24 protein-coding genes are annotated in these 22,103 nt (G+C 62.2%); all 24 read left to right on the top strand.

Features of this window, described 5'->3' with window-relative positions; translation table 11 throughout:
- Positions 1–101 precede the first annotated feature (101 nt).
- From dapF to G454_RS0101930, 24 genes are read left to right on the top strand one after another with little or no spacing between them, the layout of a single operon-like run.
- Positions 102–950, top strand: coding sequence for a diaminopimelate epimerase (gene dapF / locus G454_RS0101815; RefSeq protein ID WP_425387424.1), 849 nt, complete (start codon positions 102–104; stop codon positions 948–950).
- Between the two features lie 25 nt (positions 951–975).
- Positions 976–2,154 carry an LL-diaminopimelate aminotransferase gene (locus G454_RS0101820; RefSeq protein WP_027717214.1) on the top strand — a complete coding sequence of 393 codons (1,179 nt, stop codon included), beginning with the start codon at positions 976–978 and terminating at the stop codon, positions 2,152–2,154.
- Between the two features lie 19 nt (positions 2,155–2,173).
- A complete protein-coding gene (locus G454_RS0101825; RefSeq protein WP_027717215.1) occupies positions 2,174–3,367 on the top strand; it encodes a pyridoxal phosphate-dependent aminotransferase in 1,194 nt (397 codons plus the stop codon).
- 23 nt (positions 3,368–3,390) lie between these two features.
- Positions 3,391–4,275 (top strand): YicC/YloC family endoribonuclease, encoded by an 885-nt coding sequence (locus G454_RS0101830; RefSeq protein ID WP_211229899.1) that lies wholly within the window; start codon positions 3,391–3,393, stop codon positions 4,273–4,275.
- 37 nt (positions 4,276–4,312) lie between these two features.
- The gene (gene remA, locus G454_RS0101835; RefSeq protein ID WP_027717217.1) at positions 4,313–4,591 is read left to right on the top strand and encodes an extracellular matrix/biofilm regulator RemA; all 279 of its coding nucleotides are present in this window, start codon (positions 4,313–4,315) and stop codon (positions 4,589–4,591) included.
- Between the two features lie 9 nt (positions 4,592–4,600).
- The gene (gmk, locus tag G454_RS0101840; RefSeq protein ID WP_027717218.1) at positions 4,601–5,203 is read left to right on the top strand and encodes a guanylate kinase; all 603 of its coding nucleotides are present in this window, start codon (positions 4,601–4,603) and stop codon (positions 5,201–5,203) included.
- A gap of 13 nt (positions 5,204–5,216) precedes the next feature.
- The gene (gene rpoZ, locus G454_RS0101845) at positions 5,217–5,435 is read left to right on the top strand and encodes a DNA-directed RNA polymerase subunit omega (protein ID WP_027717219.1); all 219 of its coding nucleotides are present in this window, start codon (positions 5,217–5,219) and stop codon (positions 5,433–5,435) included.
- Between the two features lie 16 nt (positions 5,436–5,451).
- On the top strand, positions 5,452–6,672 hold the full coding sequence (coaBC, locus tag G454_RS0101850) for a bifunctional phosphopantothenoylcysteine decarboxylase/phosphopantothenate--cysteine ligase CoaBC (RefSeq protein ID WP_027717220.1): 1,221 nt from the start codon (positions 5,452–5,454) through the stop codon (positions 6,670–6,672).
- 24 nt (positions 6,673–6,696) lie between these two features.
- Entirely contained in the window at positions 6,697–7,032 is a 336-nt protein-coding gene (locus G454_RS20180) for a hypothetical protein (RefSeq protein WP_027717221.1), read from the top strand.
- 3 nt (positions 7,033–7,035) lie between these two features.
- On the top strand, positions 7,036–9,237 hold the full coding sequence (gene priA, locus G454_RS0101860) for a replication restart helicase PriA (RefSeq protein ID WP_027717222.1): 2,202 nt from the start codon (positions 7,036–7,038) through the stop codon (positions 9,235–9,237).
- Between the two features lie 21 nt (positions 9,238–9,258).
- Positions 9,259–9,729 (top strand): peptide deformylase, encoded by a 471-nt coding sequence (def, locus tag G454_RS0101865; RefSeq protein WP_027717223.1) that lies wholly within the window; start codon positions 9,259–9,261, stop codon positions 9,727–9,729.
- A gap of 21 nt (positions 9,730–9,750) precedes the next feature.
- The gene (fmt, locus tag G454_RS0101870) at positions 9,751–10,719 is read left to right on the top strand and encodes a methionyl-tRNA formyltransferase (RefSeq protein ID WP_027717224.1); all 969 of its coding nucleotides are present in this window, start codon (positions 9,751–9,753) and stop codon (positions 10,717–10,719) included.
- On the top strand, positions 10,706–11,479 hold the full coding sequence (locus tag G454_RS0101875) for a DUF116 domain-containing protein (protein WP_027717225.1): 774 nt from the start codon (positions 10,706–10,708) through the stop codon (positions 11,477–11,479). The genes fmt and G454_RS0101875 overlap by 14 nt, the downstream gene beginning before the upstream one ends.
- 1 nt (position 11,480) lies before the next feature.
- Positions 11,481–12,839 carry a 16S rRNA (cytosine(967)-C(5))-methyltransferase RsmB gene (rsmB, locus tag G454_RS0101880; protein ID WP_027717226.1) on the top strand — a complete coding sequence of 453 codons (1,359 nt, stop codon included), beginning with the start codon at positions 11,481–11,483 and terminating at the stop codon, positions 12,837–12,839.
- 53 nt (positions 12,840–12,892) lie between these two features.
- Complete coding sequence (rlmN, locus tag G454_RS0101885; RefSeq protein WP_027717227.1) at positions 12,893–13,930, top strand: dual-specificity RNA methyltransferase RlmN; 1,038 nt, start codon at positions 12,893–12,895, stop codon at positions 13,928–13,930.
- Positions 13,931–13,940: 10 nt separating this feature from the next.
- The gene (locus G454_RS0101890; RefSeq protein WP_027717228.1) at positions 13,941–14,708 is read left to right on the top strand and encodes an FHA domain-containing protein; all 768 of its coding nucleotides are present in this window, start codon (positions 13,941–13,943) and stop codon (positions 14,706–14,708) included.
- On the top strand, positions 14,709–15,173 hold the full coding sequence (locus tag G454_RS0101895) for an FHA domain-containing protein (protein ID WP_027717229.1): 465 nt from the start codon (positions 14,709–14,711) through the stop codon (positions 15,171–15,173).
- Complete coding sequence (locus G454_RS0101900; protein WP_027717230.1) at positions 15,148–15,867, top strand: Stp1/IreP family PP2C-type Ser/Thr phosphatase; 720 nt, start codon at positions 15,148–15,150, stop codon at positions 15,865–15,867. The genes G454_RS0101895 and G454_RS0101900 overlap by 26 nt, the downstream gene beginning before the upstream one ends.
- A complete protein-coding gene (locus tag G454_RS0101905; protein WP_156896613.1) occupies positions 15,860–17,167 on the top strand; it encodes an FtsW/RodA/SpoVE family cell cycle protein in 1,308 nt (435 codons plus the stop codon). The genes G454_RS0101900 and G454_RS0101905 overlap by 8 nt, the downstream gene beginning before the upstream one ends.
- On the top strand, positions 17,164–18,576 hold the full coding sequence (locus G454_RS0101910) for a peptidoglycan D,D-transpeptidase FtsI family protein (RefSeq protein ID WP_027717232.1): 1,413 nt from the start codon (positions 17,164–17,166) through the stop codon (positions 18,574–18,576). Before G454_RS0101905 ends, G454_RS0101910 begins: the two co-directional genes overlap by 4 nt.
- Entirely contained in the window at positions 18,573–20,399 is a 1,827-nt protein-coding gene (pknB, locus tag G454_RS0101915) for a Stk1 family PASTA domain-containing Ser/Thr kinase (RefSeq protein ID WP_211229900.1), read from the top strand. The genes G454_RS0101910 and pknB overlap by 4 nt, the downstream gene beginning before the upstream one ends.
- 27 nt (positions 20,400–20,426) lie before the next feature.
- A complete protein-coding gene (gene rsgA, locus G454_RS0101920) occupies positions 20,427–21,302 on the top strand; it encodes a ribosome small subunit-dependent GTPase A (RefSeq protein WP_027717234.1) in 876 nt (291 codons plus the stop codon).
- Between the two features lie 8 nt (positions 21,303–21,310).
- Positions 21,311–21,970 carry a ribulose-phosphate 3-epimerase gene (gene rpe / locus G454_RS0101925; RefSeq protein ID WP_211229909.1) on the top strand — a complete coding sequence of 220 codons (660 nt, stop codon included), beginning with the start codon at positions 21,311–21,313 and terminating at the stop codon, positions 21,968–21,970.
- A gap of 1 nt (position 21,971) precedes the next feature.
- On the top strand, positions 21,972–22,091 hold the full coding sequence (locus tag G454_RS0101930) for an RCKP-type rubredoxin-like domain-containing protein (RefSeq protein ID WP_027717236.1): 120 nt from the start codon (positions 21,972–21,974) through the stop codon (positions 22,089–22,091).
- The last annotated feature ends 12 nt before the right edge of the window (positions 22,092–22,103 follow it).

The following is a 22,103-nucleotide window of genomic DNA, read 5'->3' on the forward strand; positions in this document are numbered from 1 at the left end:
GCCCAATGGATTTTTAATTTTTTTGCAGGAAAAAAGGTTTTAGAGCACGAAAAAAATTTTACGCTTTAGGTGCAGGAAATAATTTTAGGGGAGGTTTAGGGTTGCTGAGTTTTTTTAAGGTTCACGGCCTGGGCAACGATTTCATCCTCTTCGACCTCTTGCACCAGGAGTGGCCGCCGGCGTGGCAGGACCTGCCCGGCGTGGCGCGGCGGCTCTGCCACCGCCATTTCGGCATTGGCGGCGACGGGCTGGTGTTGATCTTGCCCAGTTCCGCTGCCGATGCGCGTATGCAGATTTTCAACCCCGACGGCAGCGAGGCCGAGATGTGCGGCAACGCCATCCGCTGCGTGGCCAGGTACCTTTACGAGCGGGCCGGCATGAAAAAAGAAGTCCTTTCCATTGAGACCGGGGCCGGAATTATGGTACCCCAGCTGCTGGTCAGGGGAGGGCGGGTGGAGGCGGTGCGGGTGGATATGGGGCCCCCCCGCCTGGAAAGAAAGGAAATCCCTATGATCGGTCCTCCCGGTGCAGCCGTCGGCGAGCCGCTGGTGCTGGAGGGCCAGACTTTTTACGTGACGGCTGTTTCCATGGGCAACCCCCACTGTGTGGTTTTCGTGCCGGACGTGGAAGGGGTGGACCTGGCAAGGTGGGGGCCGAAATTAGAAAACCACCCCCTTTTCCCGCGCCGGACCAATGTGGAGTTCGCGCAGGTGTTGAGCCGTGAGGCGGTCATGGTAAGGGTCTGGGAACGGGGAGCGGGTTCCACCCTGGCCTGCGGCACGGGGGCATGCGCGGTGGTGGTGGCGGGGGTGGTGAACAACCTGACCGGGCGCAGGGTGGAGGTCAGCCTGCCGGGAGGCGCCCTGCTGGTGGAATGGGCCGAGGACAACCGCGTCTACATGACCGGTCCCGCGGAAGAGGTTTTCTGCGGCCAGATTCCGTGCCCGTAAACCATGACGTGAGGGGGTTTTGGGTTTGCGTTTTGAACAAGCCAAGCGTTTAAAGAGCCTGCCGCCTTACCTTTTTGCCCGCATTGAAAAACTCATCGAAGAAAAGAGGGCTGCCGGCATGGATATCATCAGCCTGGGCATTGGCGATCCCGACCAGCCCACGCCGGAGCACATTGTGGCGGAGCTGATCAAGGAAGCGCAAAACCCGGCCAACCACCAGTATCCTTCCTCGGCGGGAATGCTCGCCTACCGGCAGGCGGTGGCCGACTGGTACGCCCGCCGCTTTGGCGTGCAGCTGGACCCGCGCACGGAAGTGGTGGCCTTAATTGGTTCCAAGGAGGGTATAGCCCACATCTCCTGGTGCTACCTCGACCCGGGCGATGTGGTGCTGGTGCCCGACCCCGGTTACCCCGTATATGCGGGCGGCGCCATCCTGGCCGGCGCCGAGCCCTATTACATGCCCCTTGAGGAAAAAAGAGGTTACCTCCCGGACCTGAGCGCCATCCCCACCGCAGTGGCCCGGCGCGCCAAGATGATGTTCCTCAACTACCCCAACAACCCCACGGGGGCGGTGGCGGATAGGGCCTTCTTTGCCGAGGTGGTAGCCTTTGCCCGCGAGTTCAACATCCTCGTATGCCATGATGCTGCGTACTCGGAGGTTACCTTCGACGGCTACCGGGCGCCGAGCTTTCTGGAAGTCCCGGGGGCCAAAGAAGTGGGCATCGAATTTAACTCCGCCTCCAAGCCCTTTAACATGACGGGCTGGCGGATAGGGTGGGCGGCCGGCTGTGCGGAGGCCGTGGAAGCCCTTGCGCGCCTGAAATCTAACCTGGACTCGGGTCAGTTTCAGGCCATTCAGTATGCGGCCATGGCGGGGCTAAAGGGCCCCTATGAAGTTGTGGAGCGCGTTTGCGCCGTTTACCGGGAACGCAGGGACATCCTGGTGGAGGCCCTAAACTCGCTGGGCTGGAAGCTGGAAAAGCCCCGCGCTACCTTCTATGTATGGGCTCCCGTGCCCCCCGGTTATACAAGCGAGTCTTTTGCCGAGATGGTCCTGGAAAAGGCAGGAGTGGTGGTAACCCCGGGTAACGGGTATGGTCCTCGCGGTGAAGGATATTTTCGCATGTCGCTGACCGTGGACACCGGGCGGTTAAGGGAAGCGATGGAGCGCCTTAAGAAGAACGTGGGCCCGGTACGCTTTTGAAAGAAAAGGGGAAATGGTCATGAGGATTGCCAGGAGAGCCAGAGAAATCAACCCCTCGCCTACCCTGGCCATTGATGCGCGGGCCAAGGAGCTGGTAGCCTCGGGCGTCAAGGTCTTTAACTTTAGCGCCGGCGAGCCGGATTTCGATACCCCGCCGCACATCAAGGAAGCGGCTGTAGCGGCCCTGGAAAGGGGCATGACCAAGTACACGCCGGTTGGGGGCACGCCGGAATTAAGAAAGGCCATTTGCCGCAAGCTGAAGGATGAAAACGGGCTGGATTACCAGCCGGAGCAAATCGTGGTTTCCGCAGGGGCCAAACACTCCCTTTACAACGCCATGCAGGTGCTGCTGGAGCCCGGCGATGAGGTGATCCTCCCCCTGCCCTACTGGGTCAGCTACCTGGAGCAAATCAAGCTGGCCGGAGCCGTGCCCATCCTTGTGCAGACGAGGCCGGAAAACGGCTTCAAGCTCACCGCCGAGGAGCTGTTATCGGCTGTTACCCGCCGCACGCGCATGGTGATCATCAACTCCCCCGGCAACCCCACCGGTGCCGTTTACACGCGGGAGGAGTTGCAGAGCCTGGGTGAGGTTATCGAGAAAAATAACCTGATCGTCATTTCCGATGAGATCTACGAAAAGCTGGTCTACGACGGGTGCCAGCACGTGAGCATAGCGTCCCTCAGCTCGGATCTCAAGGAGCGCACGGTGGTCATTAACGGGGTTTCCAAGGCCTACGCCATGACCGGGTGGCGCATTGGCTACGCTGCGGCTCCTGTTGCCGTGGCCAAGGCCATGGTGGACTTTCAGAGCCACACCACTTCCAACCCCACCTCCATCGCCCAGGCGGCCAGCGTTGCCGCCCTCTGCGGGTCCCAGGAGCCTTTGCAGCAGATGGTCGGCGAGTTCAGGCGCCGGCGGGACTACATGTGGGAGCGGCTCAATGCCATGCCCGGTATTTCCTGCCTCAAGCCCCAGGGGGCCTTTTACCTCTTCCCCTCCGTAGCCGCGCTTATCGGGCGCTCGTACAAGGGCCAGCCAATCAGGGGCTCCGGCGACCTGGCCCGCATCCTGCTCGAGGAGGCACAGGTGGCGGTGGTTCCCGGCGTGGCCTTTGGCGACGACCGTTACCTGCGACTTTCCTACGCCACATCCATGGAGGATATTGTGGAAGGGCTTGACCGCATGGAAGAGGTCCTCCGGCAGGTGCAGTAAAAGTCTTTTGAGGCAGGAGGCAGATGCAGTTGCTAAAAAGCATGACCGGCTACGGGCGCGGGGAGGCTTCCAGCCCGGAGCGCAGGTTCGTGGTGGAGCTGAAGTCCGTCAACCACCGCTTCTGTGAGGTGCACCTGCGCCTCCCCCGCCACATGGTGGCTCTGGAGGACCAGATCAGGCGCATCATCCAGGCGCGCATCTCCCGGGGAAGGGTGGACGGCTACTTTGCGCTGGAGAACGCCGAAGGAAGAAGGGCGCTTGTCAAAGTTGACAAAGCACTGGCTGCCGCGTATTATAAGGCAATGGAAGAGTTGAAGGTAGCGCTTGGACTGCAGGACCAGGTAGCCTTGCCGCATTTAATTCACCTGCCCGGAGTCCTGGTGGTGGACGAGCCTGCTGAGGACCCCCAGGCATGGTGGCCTTACGTCAGGGATGCCCTCGAGCAGGCGCTGGACGGTCTGGTGGAAATGCGCGTGGCGGAAGGCGCTCGCTTAAAGGCCGACCTCTTGCAGCGCCTGGAGAGGGTGGCAGAGCTGGCGGCGCGCATAAAGGCCAGGGCGCCGCAGGTGGCGCTGGATTACTACCAGCGCTTGAGCCAGAGGGTCAAGGAGTGGCTGGCGGATGTCCCCCTGGACCCGGGGCGCCTGGCTGCGGAAGTGGCCATTTTTGCCGAGCGCTCGAACATAAACGAGGAAATCGTCCGCCTGGAAAGCCATATCTCCCAGTTCCGGGGGTTCCTGGAAAGCGAGGGCCCGGTAGGCAGGAAGCTCGATTTTTTACTGCAGGAAATGTTCCGTGAAATAAATACCATAGCTGCCAAAGCCCCCGACCTGGAAATAAGCCGCCTGGTGGTGGAAGTGAAGAGCGAGCTGGAGAAGTTGCGGGAGCAGGTGCAAAACGTGGAGTAACCCACCTGAGTGATCCCGCGGTAAGGGGGAAAATCTGGTGGATATTAAACTGATAAACATTGGCTTCGGGAATATCGTTTCCGCCAACCGCATTGTGGCCATTGTGAGCCCTGAATCAGCCCCCATAAAGCGCATCATCAACGAAGCCCGGGATCGAGGCAAGCTGGTGGATGCCACCTATGGGCGGCGCACGCGGGCGGTCATTATTACCGACAGCGATCACGTTATTCTTTCCGCCGTACAGCCGGAAACCGTAGCCCACCGCCTGGTAAACAGGGAGAGCCCGCCACCCCAGGCGGAGGAGCCTTCCGAGTGAGAGGTAGCCATGAAGGCGAAGGGAGTGTTGCTGGTCTTATCCGGGCCTTCAGGGGCTGGAAAGGGTACGGTGTGCCGTGCCCTGGTGGAAAAGGAACCCAACATCCGCCTTTCCGTTTCTGCTACCACCAGGAAGCCCCGTGCTGGGGAAGTGGACGGGGTTAATTATTTCTTTGTCACCCGTGAAAGGTTTCAGGAGATGATTAAAGCCGGGGAACTCCTGGAGTGGGCAGAAGTATACGGCAACTACTACGGTACGCCCCGCAAGGCGGTGGAGGAAGCCCTCCAGGAGGGTTACGACGTGCTTCTGGAAATCGACGTGCAGGGAGGTTTGCAGGTTAAAGAAAAGTTTCCCGAGGCGGTACTGATTTTTCTTTTACCCCCTTCCCGGGCGGCATTGGTGGAACGCCTCACAGGTCGCGGCACAGACTCGGCGGAAGAAATAAGGCGGCGGTTGCGCTGGGCCTCCACCGAGCTACAGTCCCTTTACCGCTACGATTACGTGGTTATCAACCGGCGGGTGGAGGAAGCGGTTGCTACCATCCAGGCCATCATAACCGCGGAAAAATGCCGCCCCCAGCGCGTCCAGTTGGATGAAAGCTGGGGCTTGTAAGGGGGGGTGGACGATGAACCAGCCTTCGCTGGACGAACTCATGGAAAAGGTGGACAGCCGCTACACCCTGGTTGTGCTGGTAGCTAAGAGGGCCAGGATGCTTACCGAAGAGAGGAACAAGCAAAACGGCAAGCAGGAGGCCGGTTCGGCCGTTAAGCCGGTGACGCAAGCCCTTCACGAAGTAGCTCGGGGAGAGGTATCCTACCGGCGCACCAAGCACGGGTTAAAGTAGGGAAGGGGGATAAGCCGTGCTGGGAGGAAAGCGCATCATCCTGGGAGTGACGGGGGGCATTGCCGCTTATAAAGCCTGCGAGCTGGCCAGTGCCCTGAGCCGTCGCGGGGCCCTGGTGGACGTGGTGATGACCCGTGCCGCCCAGGAGTTTGTGCGCCCCCTTACCTTTGCTGCTCTTACAGGGAGGCCGGTACACACCTCCCTTTTTCATACCCCGGGAGGGGACTTCGTCCCGCACATCCGGCTGGCCAGCGAGGCGGATCTGGCCGTAATCGCCCCGGCTACGGCCAACTTCCTCGCCAAGCTGGCCTGGGGCCTGGCCGACGACCTTTTGAGCACCCTCCTCTTGGCCCTGCGTTGCCCGGTGCTCCTCTGCCCGGCCATGAACACAGCCATGCTCATGCACCCCGCCGTACGCGCCAACCTCCAGCGGCTGAGAGAAATGGGATACCACATTATGGAACCGGCTGCCGGACACCTGGCCTGCGGGGCCCAGGGGCCCGGGCGTCTGCCGGAGCCGGAAGAGATCCTGGAGCGCATCGCGGACCTGCTGGCCCCGCAGAAGGACTACCGGGGCGTTAAGGTGCTGGTTACTGCTGGCGGTACCAGGGAGCCGCTGGATCCCGTGCGTTTTATCTCCAACCGCAGCTCGGGCAAGATGGGTTACGCGCTGGCCCGTGCGGCGGCCAGGCGGGGGGCCGCCGTAACCCTGGTTTCCGCACCCACCGCCCTCAAGCCCCCCAAAGGAGTGGAATTCGTCTCCGTGGAAACGGCCCGGGAAATGTACCGGGAGGTGGTCAGCCGCTTCCCGCTCCAGGATGTGGTCATTAAGGCTGCCGCGGTGGCGGACTACCGCCCCAGGGTGGTGGCCGCCCAGAAGATAAAGAAGAAAGAGGGTACCCTTATTCTGGAGCTGGAAAAAAACCCGGATATCCTTTTTGAGCTGGGCCGGCAAAAGTTGCCTCATCAGGTGCTGGTTGGCTTTGCGGCCGAAACGGCAGACCTTGAGGCAAACGCCCGGGAAAAGCTGGAGAAAAAGAACCTGGACCTGCTCGTGGCCAACGACGTCACACGGCCCGGTGCCGGCTTTGGTTGGGATACCAACGAGGTGAAAATTTTTTATCCCGACGGGCGCGTTCAGCCGCTGCCATTAATGCCCAAAGAGGAGCTGGCCCACCGCCTCCTGGACATCGTGCGGGAAATTCGCACCCTTAAAACCACCCGGGCGGAGGGGTGAATAGAATATACCGGGGGTGATGCCATGTTATTCCATGGTCCCGGTCGGGAAGCAGGATGGTGCCAAGTCGACGAGGCCGAGATCAAGATCGGGGACGTGGTGATGCGCATGAACCGCCGCGCCAAGCACGTTGTCCCGGCTGAATTTTCGGCCTACATCCCCCGCCTGGAGGTGCGCCGGCGCCATTACCACGCCGGCCACCTGGTGTGCGAGGAAGAACTGATCCTTAACAGCGTGACCATGGTCCATGCTCCCTGCCACCAGTCGGCGGTGCCTCCGGGCAGGGGTGTCCCCCCGCCCCTCTCCCCGCCTCCTCCGGCATGCGCTCCGCGGCTGAAGATCAGCTACGGGGAGAGATAAGGGTTGGCCGCAGAGGTAGTGGTCTCCCTGGCCCTGCGCCGGGTGGACAAGGTATTTTATTATAACGTGCCTCCTCACCTGGAAGGAAAGGTAAAGGTGGGTAGCAGGGTTATGGTACCTTTTGGCCGGCGCCAGGTAGAGGGGTACGTGGTGGGCTTTGGCCCGGCGCCCGCAGGTACCGGCCTCAAGGATATTGCCGACATCCTGGATGAGGGGCCGCTGCTGACCCCTCACCAGCTGAACCTGGCCAGGTGGATGGCCGCCTACTACCTGTGCCCCCTGGCTGCAGCCATCCGCACCATAGCCTGGCCGCTCCTGCACGGCTCTCCTCCGGGGAGGACTTACGTGCTCTTGCCGCAAGGCGACCGGGAGGCACCTGACCCCCGCCGCGCGCCGAAGAGTGCCGCCGCCTGGCGCGCGGCCCTGGAGCACCCCGGGCTGTCCCGCACGGAGCTGGCCAGGAAGGCCGGAGTTTCTCCCTCGGTGGTGGACGCCCTGGTGGCCAGGGGGCTGTTGCGCCGGGTGGAGCAGGCGCCCCGCTGGTGGGAGGAAGAAGAAGGGCCTTTGGTGGGGAGCGCAGGGCCGCCGGTTCTCAACGAAGAGCAGGAGAGGGCGGTAAGGGAAATAGTTACCGCCTTGGAGAGGAAGGAAAGGGCGGTTTTTTTGCTTCACGGTGTAACCGGGAGCGGCAAGACGGAGGTGTACCTGCAGGCCATTGCCGCGGCCCTGCAGCGCGGCAGGCAGGCCATGATGCTGGTGCCCGAGATTGCCCTAACGCCGCAGATGGTGGAAATCTTCAAGAACCGCTTTGGGGCCCAGGTGGCCCTCCTGCACAGCCGCCTGACGCAGCGGGAGAGATACGGGGAATACCAGCGGCTGCGCAGCGGAAAGGCTAATGTTGTCCTGGGCGCCCGCTCTGCCGTCTTTGCCCCCCTGGAGAATCCCGGCCTCATTGTCATCGACGAGGAGCACGAGCCGTCTTACAAGCAGGAGGAGAGCCCGCGCTACCACGCCCGCACCGTGGCCCTGCGCCTGGCCGGCTACAGCGGGGCGGTGGTGGTGCTAGGCAGCGCCACGCCTTCCCTGGAGTCGTACGCGCAGGCCGGAGGCAGGGGGCCCTACCGCCTGCTGCGGCTGACCCGGCGCGTGGGAGGGCGCCCGCTGCCTGAGGTGCACGTGGTGGACTTGCGCCAGGAAATGCGGGAGGGAAACCCGGGGGTGCTCTCGCGGCGCCTCCAGGAGGCCATTGCGGAGCGCCTTGCCCGCCGGGAACAGGTAATCCTTTTTTTAAACCGGAAGGGCCATTCCACGCTGGTGGTGTGCCGCGAATGCGGGCTGGTGCTGAAGTGCCCGCAGTGTGACATCACTTTAACCTACCACCTCAGCCAGCGCCTGCGCTGCCACTACTGTTCCTTTAACGTGCGGGCTCCCTCCCTTTGTCCCGGTTGCGGTAGCCGTTACCTGGCTTTTCTGGGCACGGGCACGCAAAAGATCGAGCTAGAGCTCCAGAGGCTCTTCCCTCAGGCGGGCATCCTGCGCCTGGACAGCGACAGCGCGGGGAGGGGCAGGGCGTACCGCGAGATTATCGACGGCTTTCGCCGCGGCAGGGCGGATATACTCGTCGGCACCCAGATGGTGGCCAAGGGGCTGGACATACCGGGAGTGACCCTCGTGGGCGTGGTTAATGCCGACGTCTCCCTCTACCTGCCCGATTTCCGGGCCAGCGAGAGGACCTTCCAGCTCCTTACCCAGGTGGCCGGGCGCTCGGGCCGCGGGGAAAGGGAAGGGGAGGTAATCATCCAGACCTATACACCGCACCACTACGCCATAACCTGCGCCAGGGACCACGACTACCTTTCCTTTTACCGCCAGGAAATGGCCGTACGCCGCACCTTGGGCTACCCCCCCTTCTCTTACCTGTGCCGCCTGTTGGTCACGGGTGTCGGGGAGGATAGCGTTGCCGAGGGGGCGGGTATCCTTGCCCGGGAAATACGCGCGCAGGAGGCGGGTGTGGACGTGCTGGGGCCTGCGCCGGCCCCCCTGGGGCGCCTCAAGGGTCGCTACCGCTGGCACCTAGTGCTAAAGGCCGGTGAGCAGGCTGCCCTGCGGGAGGTGGTGGGGGCGGCCTTGAAAAGCTGTGAGAAAATGGCCCTCTTTCGGAAAGTGCGCGTGTCCGTAGACATGGCCCCCCAGAGTATGATGTGATGGCTAGGGGTGAAATGAAAGTTGGCCGTTTTCAAGATTGTCCAGTACGGGGATGCGGTGCTCCGGGAAAAGGCCAGGCCGGTAACAAAGATTACCCCCAACGTCTTAAAACTCCTGGACAACCTGCGCGATACCATGTACAGCGCCAGGGGCGTGGGCCTTGCCGCGCCGCAAATTGGCGTGTCCAAGCGGGTTATTGTGGTGGATGTCGGCGAGGGGCTTATTGAGCTGATCAATCCGGAGATCGTGGAGGCGCAGGGCGAGGAGGTAGATACCGAGGGGTGCCTGAGCATCCCCCACCTGGTCGGGGAAGTGCCCCGCGCGGTGGAAGTGAAGGTGGTAGGATTGAACCGCCAGGGCCACCGGGTGGAGTACCAGGCCAGGGGCTTCCTGGCCCGGGCCCTGCAGCATGAGATAGATCACCTCGACGGCATACTATTTATTGACCGGGCCATCCGCCTCCAGCCCGTCAGATCCAGGTCCCGGGAATAGACGAGGGGCGCATGCAAACCAATGAAGGTCGTCTTTATGGGTACTCCTGATTTTGCCCTGCCTTCGCTGGAGGTGCTGGTCAGCTCGCCGCACCGCGTGGTGGGGGTTGTTACGCAGCCCGACCGGCCCAGGGGCAGGGGGAAAAAGGTGCAGCCTCCCCCGGTAAAGGTCCGGGCCCTTTCCTTGGGCCTGCCGGTGTTCCAGCCGCAGCGGGTAAAAGAGGAGGGGTTTGTAGACCTCGTGCGGGGCCTGGCCCCCGACGCGGTGGTGGTAGTGGCCTACGGGCAGATCCTCCCCCCGTCAATTTTGCGGCTGCCACCCTACGGGTGCATTAACCTTCATGCCTCGCTGCTGCCCCGTTACCGCGGCGCCGCGCCCATCCAGCGGGCAATTATGAACGGGGAAAAAGAGACGGGCGTCACCACCATGCTTATGGATGAAGGCCTGGACACGGGCGGCATTTTGTTGCAGCGGCGCGTGCCCATTTATGAGGAGGATACCGCCGGTAAGCTTCACGACCGCCTGGCCCGCGAGGGAGCGGAGTTGCTCCTGGAAACACTAGACCTGCTGGCCCGGGGGGACCTGGCTCCCCGCCCCCAGGACCACCGCCTGGCCACCTATGCGCCTCCCCTGACACCGGAGGATGAGCTTATCGACTGGCGGAGGCCGGCGCGTGACCTCTACAACCAGGTACGCGCCTTGAACCCGTGGCCCGTGGCCCGCACCTGGCTGGAGGGCAAGGTACTCAAGGTGTGGCGGGCCGCCGCAAGCCCCCTCCCCCCTCCCGCGAGGGCGCAGCCGGGGGAAGTCGTCCTCTCCCGCAAAGAGCTGGTAGTGGCTACCGGCGTGGGGTGCCTGGCCCTGCTGGAAATCCAGCTGGAGGGCGGGAAGCGCCTGCCGGCAGAGGATTTCCTGCGGGGGAGGCCCATACCGGAGGGCACGGTGCTGGGCAAAAGGGTTGAGGGTTGCTTTGGCCATGAAACCGTCTAAATTTCTCTTCCCGGCGCTTCTAGGCGGCAGCCTTTTGCTGGTGGTCTTGCTCGTGGCGGCCACCTGGTACCTGATTTTTGTCCCCGCACGCACCCTGGCTCACCGGATTATTTTCTGGTTCGCCGTTTCCCTTCTGGCATGTGTGGCCCTCCTTGCGGCAAGCGGCTTTTTGGGCATGGTGCTGACCCTTGCCGCCGCGCGGACCTGCGAGCCCCTGCAGGCGCCCACCAGGGTGGCCATCAACACCTTTTTCCCCGTAATTCTCGCCCTGGGGCGCCTTCTCGGAATAAGTACCGACAACATCAGGAGGTCCTTCATCGAGGTGAACAACCAGTTGGTGCGTGCCCGCCGCGTGAAAGTGCTCCCCCACGAACTCCTCCTCCTGGTGCCCCACTGCCTGCAGTGCAGCGAGTGCCCCCACAAAATTACCGTGCATGTGGGTAACTGCCGGCGTTGTGGCCGCTGCGCCATCGGGGAACTGCTGGCGTTAAAGGACAGGTACGGCTTTAACATGGGGGTGGCTACGGGGGGCACGCTAGCGCGTAAGTATGTGCGTATGTTCCGGCCGCGGGCCATTGTGGCCGTCGCCTGCGAGCGCGATCTGAGCAGCGGCATCCTGGACACCAACCCCATTCCCGTGCTGGGGGTGGTTAACGAACGCCCCCACGGGCCCTGCTTCAACACCAACGTTTCGCTGGCCCAGGTGGAGGGGGCTATTTTTAGCTTCCTCCCGGTGGGCGCCAGGAGAGCTGAGGGCTGATATGGTCACGGCGCGCGAGGTGGCCTTAAAGGTGCTCCACGCGGTTGATGCCGGCGGCGCCTACGCCAACATTGCCCTGGACCGCGCGCTGGAGAGGCACGGGTTGGGCAGGCTGGACCGCTCCCTGGCCACCGAGCTGGTCTACGGGGTCTTGCGCCGCCGGAACACGCTGGACTGGTACCTGGACCATTTTACGCGCCACCCTTTAAGCTCCCAGGATCCGTGGTTGAAGAATATCCTGAGGCTGGGGGCCTACCAGATTCTGTACATGGATAAAATACCCGTATCCGCGGCCTGCCACCAGGCGGTGGAGCTGGCCAAGAAATACGGGCGGCCCGGCGCGGCGGGGTTTGTAAACGGCGTGCTGCGCAGTCTCGTGCGCGGCGCAGGGCAGGTATCCTGGCCCGGCCTGCAGGAGGATCCCGTGGCCCACATTGCCTTGAAATACTCCCATCCGGAGTGGGTGGTGCGGCGTTGGGTTGCGGCTTTCGGGGCGGAGGAAACCATGGCCTTATGCGCGGCCAATAACCGCCCGGCCCCATACGTCTTGCGCACCAACACGCTGAAAACCGACCGCCCGTCGCTCCTGGCGCGTCTGGCCGCGGAAGGGGTACAGGCCGCACCCACCTCCCTTACCCCGGAAGGCATTACCGTCCTGGAGCACGCCCCGCCGCTGAGGGGCTTTCCCCCTTTTGAGGAGGGGCTTTTCCTGGTTCAGGATGAGGGTTCCATCCTGGTGGGGCACGCCCTCTCACCGCGCTCCGGGGCAAGGGTACTGGATGCCGCGGCGGCGCCGGGAGGGAAGACCACCCACCTCGCCCAGCTCATGCAGGACAGAGGGGAAATAATCGCACTGGATGTGCACCCCCGCAAGCTCAAGCTGGTGGAAGACAACTGCCGCCGCCTGGGTATTTCCTGCGTGCGCACCGCGCTGGCGGATGCCCGCCGGGCGTGGGAGCGATGGCCGGAATGGGCCGACTTTGTGCTCCTTGACGCCCCATGCTCCGGGCTGGGGGTGCTGCGCCGGCGCCCTGACGCCCGGTGGCACAAGAAGGAGGAAACTATTGCCGGTATGGCCGCGCTGCAGGAAGAGCTTTTAGAGGGCGTAGCCCCTTGCGTGAGGCCTGGCGGCGTGCTAGTATACAGCACCTGCACGCTCACGGAGGAAGAAAATCTCGCCCAGATAAAGGCTTTTTTAGCGCGTCACCCGGAATTTACCTGTGAAGATCTCCGCCCCTACCTGCCCGCGGAACTGCACGGGGAAAGAAGCCTTACGGAGGGCTACCTGTTGCTTTTACCCCACAGGCACGGCACGGACGGTTTTTTCTTGGCCCGCCTGCGAAAAAAGGATATGGCCTGAAAGGGGTATGATATAATAAAACTTAAAAATGCTGCACGCCGCATGTTTTGATAATGGGCAACATTAAAGACCTGTCCCTGGCGCAAATAAAGGATTACCTGGTCCGCATGAACGAACCTCCCTACCGCGCCCTGCAGGTGGCCCGCTGGGTTTTCCAGCGCGGGTGCCTTTCCTGGGAGGAAATGACGGACCTCCCCAAGGAACTGCGTGCGGAGCTCAAAGAGCAGTTTTCCCTCACCGGGGTAACCCTCTGGCAGAAGCAGGTTTCCCGCCGGGGAGATACCGTCAAGTACCTCCTTGGCCTGGGCGACGGGCAGGCCGTGGAGGCGGTTTTCATGCGCCACCGTTACGGGCGTACTGTTTGCGTTTCCAGCCAGGTAGGCTGCCGTATGGGTTGCCTTTTTTGTGCTTCCACAATAGGGGGACTGGTACGCAACCTCTCGCCGGGGGAAATGTACGACCAGGTAATGGTTGCCCAGCGTGATGCCGGAGAAAGGGTTAGCCATGTGGTGCTCATGGGCACCGGGGAGCCCCTAGAAAATTACGAGCAGGTAATGGTATTCCTGGAGCACCTTACCGCGCCCTACGGACTGCATCTCAGCTGGAGGCACATCACCATCTCCACCTGCGGGGTGGTGCCGGGAATTTTGCGGCTGGCCGAAAGGCGCCTGCCCTTGACTCTAGCCGTTTCCCTTCATGCGCCCAACGACGAGCTGCGCAGCCGCCTGGTGCCCGTCAACAGGCGCTATCCCTTAAAGGAATTAATGGCCGCCTGCCGGGAGTACGTGCGGCTGACCAGGAGGCGCCTTACCTTTGAGTACGTGCTCCTGGATGGCGTAAACGACAGCGTGTCCTGTGCCCGGGAGCTGGCTTACCTTGTCAGGGGGCTGCTCTGCCATGTCAACCTGATACCGGCCAACCCTGTACCGGATCGCCCTTTTGTCGCCCCCTCTCCGCCTGAACGGGTGGCTGTCTTCAAAAGGGTATTGGAGCGTGCTGGCGTTAAAGTAACCATGCGCCGCGAGCTGGGTGCGGACATAGATGCCGCCTGCGGCCAGCTGCGGCGCCGCGTGCTGGGGTTGTACGGGTAGGTGGAAAGCCGTGGGACTGTTTTCCGAGCTCGAGGGCAGCCTCGAAAAGTACATTGAGGGCTTTTTCCGGGACAGGTTTAAGGGGCGCGTGCAGCCGCTAGACATGGCCAAGCGCCTCTTCCGGGAAATGCGGGACCGCAAAAGGGTAAGCATCAGCCGGGTTTACGTGCCCAACGAATACATAATTTACCTGCATCCCGAAGATTACAAAGGTGTTTCTCACCTTGCCCCTTACCTGGCCGAGGAGCTGGAAGAGTACCTTTTACAGAAGGCGCGGGAAAAAAATTTCACGCTGGTGGCTGCACCCAGGGTGGAAATCAGGGAGTCGCCTGAGGTGCCCGGCGGGGAGATGCGGGTGGAAGCCTCCTTTGGCCAGCCGGAGGATGCAGGCACAGCCGGTACCCATCCAGGGGAAGGGGAAATGGAAGACACCTTGGAGTACCGCCCGGACCGCTCCGCCGTGCCTGCACCCGCCTGCCGGGAGGAGGTAAGGGCGCGGCTCGTAGTTACCGAGGGGCCGGCAAAGGGGAAGGTGTTTGAGCTCTTGCCCCGCACAGCCGTGGTGGGGCGCCGGGAAACATGCGACCTGGTTATTGATGATCCCAGCGTTTCACGCCGCCATGCCCGGCTGGAGTACCGCGGGGGGAACTTTATCCTGCGCGACCTGGGTAGCACCAACGGGGTTTACGTAAACGGCGTGCGGGTTCACTCCAAGGTGCTCTCCTCAGGGGACGTGATCAAGCTCGGCACCACCCTGTGTACTTTTGAGGTGGATTAGGTGCTGGACCTCGTGCTGGCCGTCTTGCGCTACGCTTTTTTATTCCTCCTTTACCTGTTCCTGTGGGCCGCGCTGCGCATGATGTTTAAGGGCCTGGCGGAAGCGGGCAAGGTGTCCGTGCCCCGCACGCTGCCCTCGGAGGGCTGGCTGGTGGTTCTCTCCAGCAACAACCCCCGCTTCAGGGAAGGGGAAGTCATCACTCTGGGGGAAAGGCTGACCATGGGGCGGGGAGAAAAGAACGACTTGGTCCTTCCCGATCCCTTTTCCTCCCACGAGCATGCGGAAGTCTTTTTCCGTAACGGCCAGTATTGGGTGCGGGATCTCGGCAGCAAGAACGGGACCTACCTCAACGGCGTGCGCATTACACGGCCCACCGTTCTGGCGGATGGTGATAGCCTGCGTGTGGGGAGCGTTACCTTTCGTTTTGTGAGGTGGGCTTATGAATTGGAGCCTGGCCAGCGATAAAGGCCTGCTGCGCCCCTCAAACGAAGACTCCCTCTGTGCGGAGCCCGCACTCGGCCTCTTTGCTGTGGCTGACGGGATGGGCGGCCACCAGGCAGGGGAAGTGGCCAGCCAGACGGCCATTGCCGAACTGGTGAGGTATCTGCGCGAAAACCTCTCTGCCTTTCCCGATCCGGCGGAAGCCCTGGTTAATGGAGTTCAGGCAGCCAACCGTTTAGTTTTTCACCTTTCCTCCAGTTATCGCTCCCTGCGGGGCATGGGCACCACGCTCACGGCTGCCCTGGTCAGAGGGAACGAGCTGTTCTGGGCCCATGTGGGCGACAGCCGCCTTTACCTGCTGCGCGGCAGAGAGCTGGTGCGGCTTACCGAGGATCACTCCCTGGTGCAGGAACTCGTGCGCCGGGGAGGCTTGCGGGAAGAGCAGGCGCGCTTTCACCCCCACCGCAGCGTGTTGACCAGGGCCTTGGGTATCGAGCCCGAGGTGAGGGTGGACAGCGATAGATTAATGCTACGGTCCGGGGACAGGTTGCTTCTCTGCACGGACGGCCTGACGGAGCACCTTTCGGACGAGGAGATTGCGGCGGTGGCGTCCAACTGTGCAGCGGTGGCCGAGGCGGTGGGGCGCCTGGTGGAGATGGCCTTGAGGCGCGGGGGTACCGACAACATAAGCATCATTTTGCTGGCGGTGGGTGAGTGAAGTGCCTGCCTCCACGCTGGGCCGCTCGAGAAGTGTGGAGAGAAAGTTACTCCTCTACGCCGGAGCCTATTTGGGTACCGGGACGGCGATTTTATTTTTGCACGGCTACGGGAAAGTGCCCTGGACGGTGCTGGCAGGGGCGGCGACAGCATTTTTGTCCTTTATCCTCCTCCACTTTTTCTGGTCCTTTAAGGGTTTTGGCGGGGATCCATTCCTTTTGCCGCTGGTGGCCCTTCTTTCCTTTACCAGCCTGCTCTTTCTCTACCGCCTCAACCCGGCCTACGCTGTCCGCCAGTTCGCCTGGCTGCTGGTGGGTGTTGCCTCCCTCTGGGCGGTTACCTGCTGGTTTCCCCGTTACCAGGCGCTGGCGGATTACAAGTACCTTTATGCCTTTGCCGGCGCGGTGGCCCTCCTCCTGCCGATTTTTTGCGGCGTGGAGCAAGGGGGCGCTAGAAGCTGGCTCGACCTGGGCCTCTTTTACGTACAGCCTTCGGAGTTTGTGAAGGTGCTGCTGGTGCTTTTTTTGGCCGCCTACCTGGCGGAAAACCGGCTCCTCTTATCGGCAGGCAACTTTAAAGTGCTGGGGGTGTTCCTGCCCTCCCCGCGGGACTGGGGGCCCATGCTGGTCATGCTGGGAGTATCCCTCCTGCTGGTGATCTTCCAAAAAGACCTGGGGGCAGGGCTGATTTATTTTGCCACCTTTTTGGCCATGGTTTACGTGGGCACGGCAAGGGCAGCCTATGTGCTGCTGGGAGCACTGCTTTTTTTGGCCGGGGCAGCAGGGAGCTACTTCCTCTTTGACCACGTGCGCCTGCGCGTGCAAGTATGGCTCAACCCCTGGGCGTTAATAGATACCGCCGGCTACCAGATCGCGCAGTCGCTTTTTGCCCTGGCTTCCGGTGGCCTCTGGGGGACCGGCCTGGGAAAGGGGATGCCGGAATACATCCCCGCCGTACATACCGATTTTATTTTCGCGGCCATTACCGAAGAAATGGGCCTCGGCGGCGCCCTTGCCTTCCTGGTTGTCTACATGCTCCTGGTCTACCGGGGCTTCCTGGTGGCCGTCAGCTCCAGGGACGAGTTTGGCTCCTTGATGGCCGCCGGGCTGAGCGCCCTTTTAGGTCTTCAGGCGCTGATAATTATTGCCGGCGTAAGCAAGCTGTTGCCCCTTACCGGTATTGCCCTTCCCTTTCTTAGCTATGGCGGCAGCTCTCTGGTGGCCAACTTCATCCTTCTGGGCCTTTTGTTAAACGTTTCCCACCATGTGTGTTTTGATGGAGCGGGAAAGGAAGCGTCATGAAGCAAAATATACAGAGGCTGGGCTATGTCGTCTTGGGATGTTTCGTGGTGGTTTCTCTGTACCTGGGCTATGTCAGTGTTTTCTGGGGGCCGCGCTTAAACGCCCATCCTTACAACCGCCGGCTGATAGCCTTAGAGGCCCGCATCCAGAGGGGGAGCATTTACGACCGCCAGGGGGTGATTCTGGCCCAGAGCAAGGAGGGGAGGCGCTACTACCCGCTGGGGGAGCTTGCCGCCCACCCCGTGGGCTTTGTTTCCGCCCTTTACGGAAAGACCGGGCTGGAGGCGGCCCTTGATGCCTACCTTTTGGGGCAGGCCCCAGGTGACAGGGTGAGGATGTTCTGGGACCGCCTCCGGGGACGGGTCCCGGTGGGGAACGACGTGGTGTTGACCTTGGACGCGCGCCTGCAGCGGCTGGCCATGCAACTGCTGGCCGGGCGCAGGGGAGCGGCGGTGGTCTTAAACCCTAGGACCGGGGCCATTTTGGCCATGGCCAGCAGCCCCGGCTTTGACCCCAACCGGATAGAGGAAAACTACCAGGCGGTGCAGAGGGAAAAGGAGGCCCCGCTTTTTAACCGCGCTACCCAGAGCGCTTACCCCCCGGGATCTACCTTCAAGGTGGTAACGGCAGCCGCGGCGCTGGCCGCCGAGCGCGGCACCGCAAAGCGCGTGTTTGACTGTCAGGGGAGCATTACGGTGGACGGGTTTGTGCTCCGCGATACGGTGGCCCACGGCAGGGTGAGCTTTGAGCGCGCCCTGGTGGAGTCCTGCAACTCCACCTTTGCCCTCCTGGGGCTCGAACTTGGGGCGCAGCGCCTGTACCGGGCAGCACGCTCCTTCGGTTTTGAACAGAATCCCTGGGAAAATACCGCCACCCCTTTTTGGCCGTACCGCCCCGGCAGCCTTACACCTCCGGAGAAGATGAGCCGCCCCCTTCTGGCTTCCAGCGCCATTGGCCAGGGTGAGGTGCTGGCAAACCCCCTGCAAATGGCCCTGGTAGCGGCAGCCATTGCCAATGGTGGCGTAATCATGCGCCCTTACTTTGTAGAGCGCGTCTTGGACCCCTCCGGAAGGGTGCTCTACCGGAGCGAGCCCCGGACGTGGGTGAAGGCTACCGACGGCGAAGTGGCGGAGATAATAAAGAAGGCCATGGTGGCCGCGGTAAGGGAGGGAACCGGCAGGGAAGCGTCCCTGCCGGGGGTAAACGTGGCCGGGAAAACCGGCTCGGCACAGAACCCTCACGGGGACGCGCACGCGTGGTTTATCGGTTTTGCCCCTGCGGAAGCGCCCCGGGTGGCCGTGGCGGTAATTATTGAAAATGGCGGCAGCGGGGGAATTGTGGCGGCGCCGGTGGCAAGGGAGCTCCTGGCACTGGCTTTGAGTTTGAGCGGCGAGGGCAATTCGAGGTGAGCTTTGGAATGATCGGCAGGCAGCTGGGCAACCGCTATGAGATTATCGAGCAGCTCGGCGGGGGCGGCATGGCCATAGTCTACAAGGGCCGGGACAATTTCTTGGGGCGCCTGGTGACCATCAAGGTGCTGCGTCCGGAGTATTCCTGCGACCAGAACTTTACCTTCCGTTTCCGGCGTGAAGCCCGGGCGGTGGCCAGCCTATCACACCCCAATATAGTCTCCATCTATGATGTGGGCCAGGAGGACGGGATCCACTACCTGGTCATGGAGTATGTTGACGGGGAAGACTTAAAATCCATTATCAGGCGGGAAGGCTCTCTGCCGCCCGAGAGGGCGGTGGTGATAGCCTGCCAGGTGCTGGAGGCCCTCGAGCACGCCCACGAAAACGGCATCGTGCACCGGGACATAAAGCCCCATAACATTCTCATCACCAGGTCGGGACGGGCCAAATTAACGGACTTCGGCATTGCCCGTGAGGCTACGGCGGCCACCGTAACCCAGACGGATACGATACTGGGCTCGGTGCATTACCTTTCCCCGGAACAGGCCAGGGGAGAGCCGGCGGAACCCAGGTCGGATCTTTATTCCCTGGGCGTGGTGCTCTACGAAATGCTTACCGGCACCGTACCCTTTACCGGAGAGAGCCCCATTGCCGTAGCCCTCAAGCACGTGCAGGAAGAACCCGAGCCCCCGTCCCGGCGCAATCCTGCCGTGCTGCCGGCCCTGGAAGAGGTGGTCCTGCGCGCCCTCCAGAAAAAGCCTTCCCGCAGGTTTAACAGCGCGCGGGAAATGGCCGAAAGCTTGAAGCGGGCTTTCAGCGGGGAGGAAGAAGAAGCCACCCGGTTAATCCCGCAGGTGTCCAAACCCAGGGTGCGCCGCCGCTTGCGGCCGGCAGGGTGGGCGGTAATATTTCTCCTCCTGGTGGCCCTCCTGGCGGGAGGGGTCTGGGCCTGGGAGAGGTATTATTTTGGCACGCCGGAAGTCCAGGTACCCAATGTAGTCGGCCTGCCGCTGGAGGAGGCACAGGCCATTCTGGCTCAGCTGGGGCTGAAGACAGCCGTTAAAAAAGCCCCCTCGGATGCTAAGGAAGGAATTGTTATTGCCCAGGATATTGGCCCGGAGGGTCCGCGGGTCAAACCTCCCCGCACCATTACCCTGACCGTCAGTGCCGGCCCAGAACTGCGGGCGGTCCCCAACCTCTACCGCCTTTCCCTGGAGGATGCCCGCATGCGCCTGGCCGAAAACGGCTTTGTCCTGGCGGAGCCCGTACAAAAGGGCTACAGCGAGGAGGTTCCTGCCGGTTACATTTTCGGGCAGATGCCGGCCCCCGGAGAAAAAAAGCCCAGGGGTACGCCGGTGACCGTCTATCTCTCGGAAGGCCCGCCTCCCCGCCAGGTGGAGGTGCCCGGCCTGGTGGGCCTCACCCTGGAGCAGGCGCGCGCGAGGCTGGCGGAAAGCCAGCTCGGCCTGGATGAAAACTTGCAGTGGGCGGAGAGCACCGCCTACCTCCAAGGGCAAGTGGTGGCCCAGGATCCCCCCCAGGGTACCCGGGTTACCCAGGGGACGAAGGTGCGCCTGACCTTGAGCAGGGGGCCGGGCCCCCTCCCCAGGGAGGCGCGCATCAAGGTGCCCGTGCCCAACGACGGCCAGGAGCACCAGGTGAAGATCAATATCAGCGATGTAAGGGGCAGCAACACCGTATACCTGAATACCCACCGCCCCGGGGAACAGGTGGAAGTAGTTTCGCGTTACTTTGGCCAGGCAACCGTGGAGGTTTATATAGACGAGAGGCTGGTGAAGAGGGAAACGCTGAAGCCTTGAAGGGGGGTATGTGAGGAAAAGAGGAATATGCTTCTCACCGGAACGGTAATTAGGGCCTACGGGGGACACTACTTTGTCATGGCGGAGGGAGGAGTTTACGACTGCGCCCTGCGGGGCCGGTTCCGCTTTGAGCAGGAGCGGGTAATGGTGGGCGACAGGGTGGGCTTTCGTGTGCTCGCGCCGGGGCAGGGGGTGATAGAGGAGCTTTATCCGCGGCAGACCTCCCTTCTCCGGCCCCCGGTAGCCAACGTCGATCGGGCCCTGGTTGTCTTTGCCGTCAGGGACCCCGACCCCAGCACGCTCCTCCTGGATAAGATCCTCGTCCAGGCCGAGCACGCCGGGGTGGAACCCGTTATTTGTTTTAACAAAACGGACCTGGGGGCAGGGGAAGCGGAAGGGATAATCCTCGCCTACCGCCGGGCCGGATACCCGGTGGTGTGCACGAGCGTTAAAGAAGGCACCGGTTTAGAAGAGCTGCGGGGGATGTTAAAGGGGCACATAACCGTGCTTGCCGGCCCCTCGGGGGCGGGGAAATCAAGCCTTTTGAATGCCCTTGTGCCGGGCCTGAACTTAAAAACGGGCGAGATCAGCCGAAAACTGGGTAGGGGGCGCCATACTACCAGGCACGTGGAGTTGCTTCTCCTGCCCGACGGGGGCCTGGTGGCCGATACTCCCGGCTTCTCCAGCCTCTACCTCCCCGGGATGAGAAGGGAGGAGCTGGGCGGCTTCTTCCGGGAATTTGAGGATTACCGTGCGGGGTGCCGCTTTACCGGGTGCCTACACGACCAGGAACCCGGGTGTGCCGTGAAGGAAGCGGTGAAGGAAGGGAAAATCGCCGCCTTTCGCCATGAGAACTACCTACAGTTACTGCGGGACGTTATCGAACAGGAAAGGAGATATTAGGTTAAGTGATTAAGATCGCCCCATCCATACTTGCGGCAAACTTTGCCCGCCTCCTGGACGACGTGCGCCGGGTGGAGGAAGCCGGGGCGGATTACCTGCACATTGACGTGATGGACGGTCACTTTGTGCCCAACATCACCGTAGGGCCCCTGGTGGTATCGGCCCTGCGCCCATACAGCCGCCTCTTCTTTGACGTGCACCTGATGATTGAGGATCCCGACCGCTACCTGGAGCCTTTTGCGGAGGCAGGGGCCGATCTCATTACCGTCCACGTGGAGGCCTGCCGCCACCTGCACCGCACCCTCTGCCGCATAAGGGAAAAGGGAGTAAAGGCAGGGGTGGCCTTAAACCCGGCGACCCCGCCCGAGGCCCTAAGTTACCTCTGGGGGCTTTTCGACCTCGTCCTGGTAATGACGGTAAACCCCGGCTTTGGGGGGCAGGCCTTCATCCCGCAAGTGGTGCCCAAGATACGCCGTATAAGGGAGATGATGGAAAAGGAGGGGGTACGGGCAGAAATACAGGTTGACGGGGGTATCGGCCCTGCAAACGCCCGCCTGGTGGTGCAAGCAGGGGCAACCGTGCTGGTGGCGGGCACGGCCATTTTCGGCGCGGCGGACCCGGAGGGGGCCATAAAAAGTTTACGCCTGGCGGCAGAAAGGAGGGAGTAAAGTGGCCGTGTGGAAGTGCCAGGAGTGCGGCAGCGTGGTGGAGGCGCGCTGCAAGCCGGGGAAATGCAAAATCTGCGGGGCCCCCAAAGACAAGCTGGCCAAGGAAGCCCCGCAAAAATAAGCAATAAGGGGG

It is taken from the genome of Desulfovirgula thermocuniculi DSM 16036, assembly GCF_000429345.1.
GTDB classification, from domain to species: Bacteria; Bacillota; Desulfotomaculia; order Desulfotomaculales; family Desulfovirgulaceae; genus Desulfovirgula; species Desulfovirgula thermocuniculi.

Excerpts from the sequence above, each read along its gene's own strand:
- G454_RS0101825 (WP_027717215.1), top strand. The coding sequence starts at position 2,174 with ATGAGGATTGCCAGGAGAGCCAGAGAAATCAACCCCTCGCCTACCCTG.
- G454_RS0101830 (WP_211229899.1), top strand. The coding sequence starts at position 3,391 with ATGCAGTTGCTAAAAAGCATGACCGGCTACGGGCGCGGGGAGGCTTCC.
- gmk (WP_027717218.1), top strand. The coding sequence starts at position 4,601 with ATGAAGGCGAAGGGAGTGTTGCTGGTCTTATCCGGGCCTTCAGGGGCT.
- rpoZ (WP_027717219.1), top strand. The coding sequence starts at position 5,217 with ATGAACCAGCCTTCGCTGGACGAACTCATGGAAAAGGTGGACAGCCGC.
- G454_RS20180 (WP_027717221.1), top strand. The coding sequence starts at position 6,697 with ATGTTATTCCATGGTCCCGGTCGGGAAGCAGGATGGTGCCAAGTCGAC.
- fmt (WP_027717224.1), top strand. The coding sequence starts at position 9,751 with ATGAAGGTCGTCTTTATGGGTACTCCTGATTTTGCCCTGCCTTCGCTG.
- G454_RS0101875 (WP_027717225.1), top strand. The coding sequence starts at position 10,706 with ATGAAACCGTCTAAATTTCTCTTCCCGGCGCTTCTAGGCGGCAGCCTT.
- rsmB (WP_027717226.1), top strand. The coding sequence starts at position 11,481 with ATGGTCACGGCGCGCGAGGTGGCCTTAAAGGTGCTCCACGCGGTTGAT.
- rlmN (WP_027717227.1), top strand. The coding sequence starts at position 12,893 with ATGGGCAACATTAAAGACCTGTCCCTGGCGCAAATAAAGGATTACCTG.
- G454_RS0101900 (WP_027717230.1), top strand. The coding sequence starts at position 15,148 with ATGAATTGGAGCCTGGCCAGCGATAAAGGCCTGCTGCGCCCCTCAAAC.
- G454_RS0101910 (WP_027717232.1), top strand. The coding sequence starts at position 17,164 with ATGAAGCAAAATATACAGAGGCTGGGCTATGTCGTCTTGGGATGTTTC.
- rsgA (WP_027717234.1), top strand. The coding sequence starts at position 20,427 with ATGCTTCTCACCGGAACGGTAATTAGGGCCTACGGGGGACACTACTTT.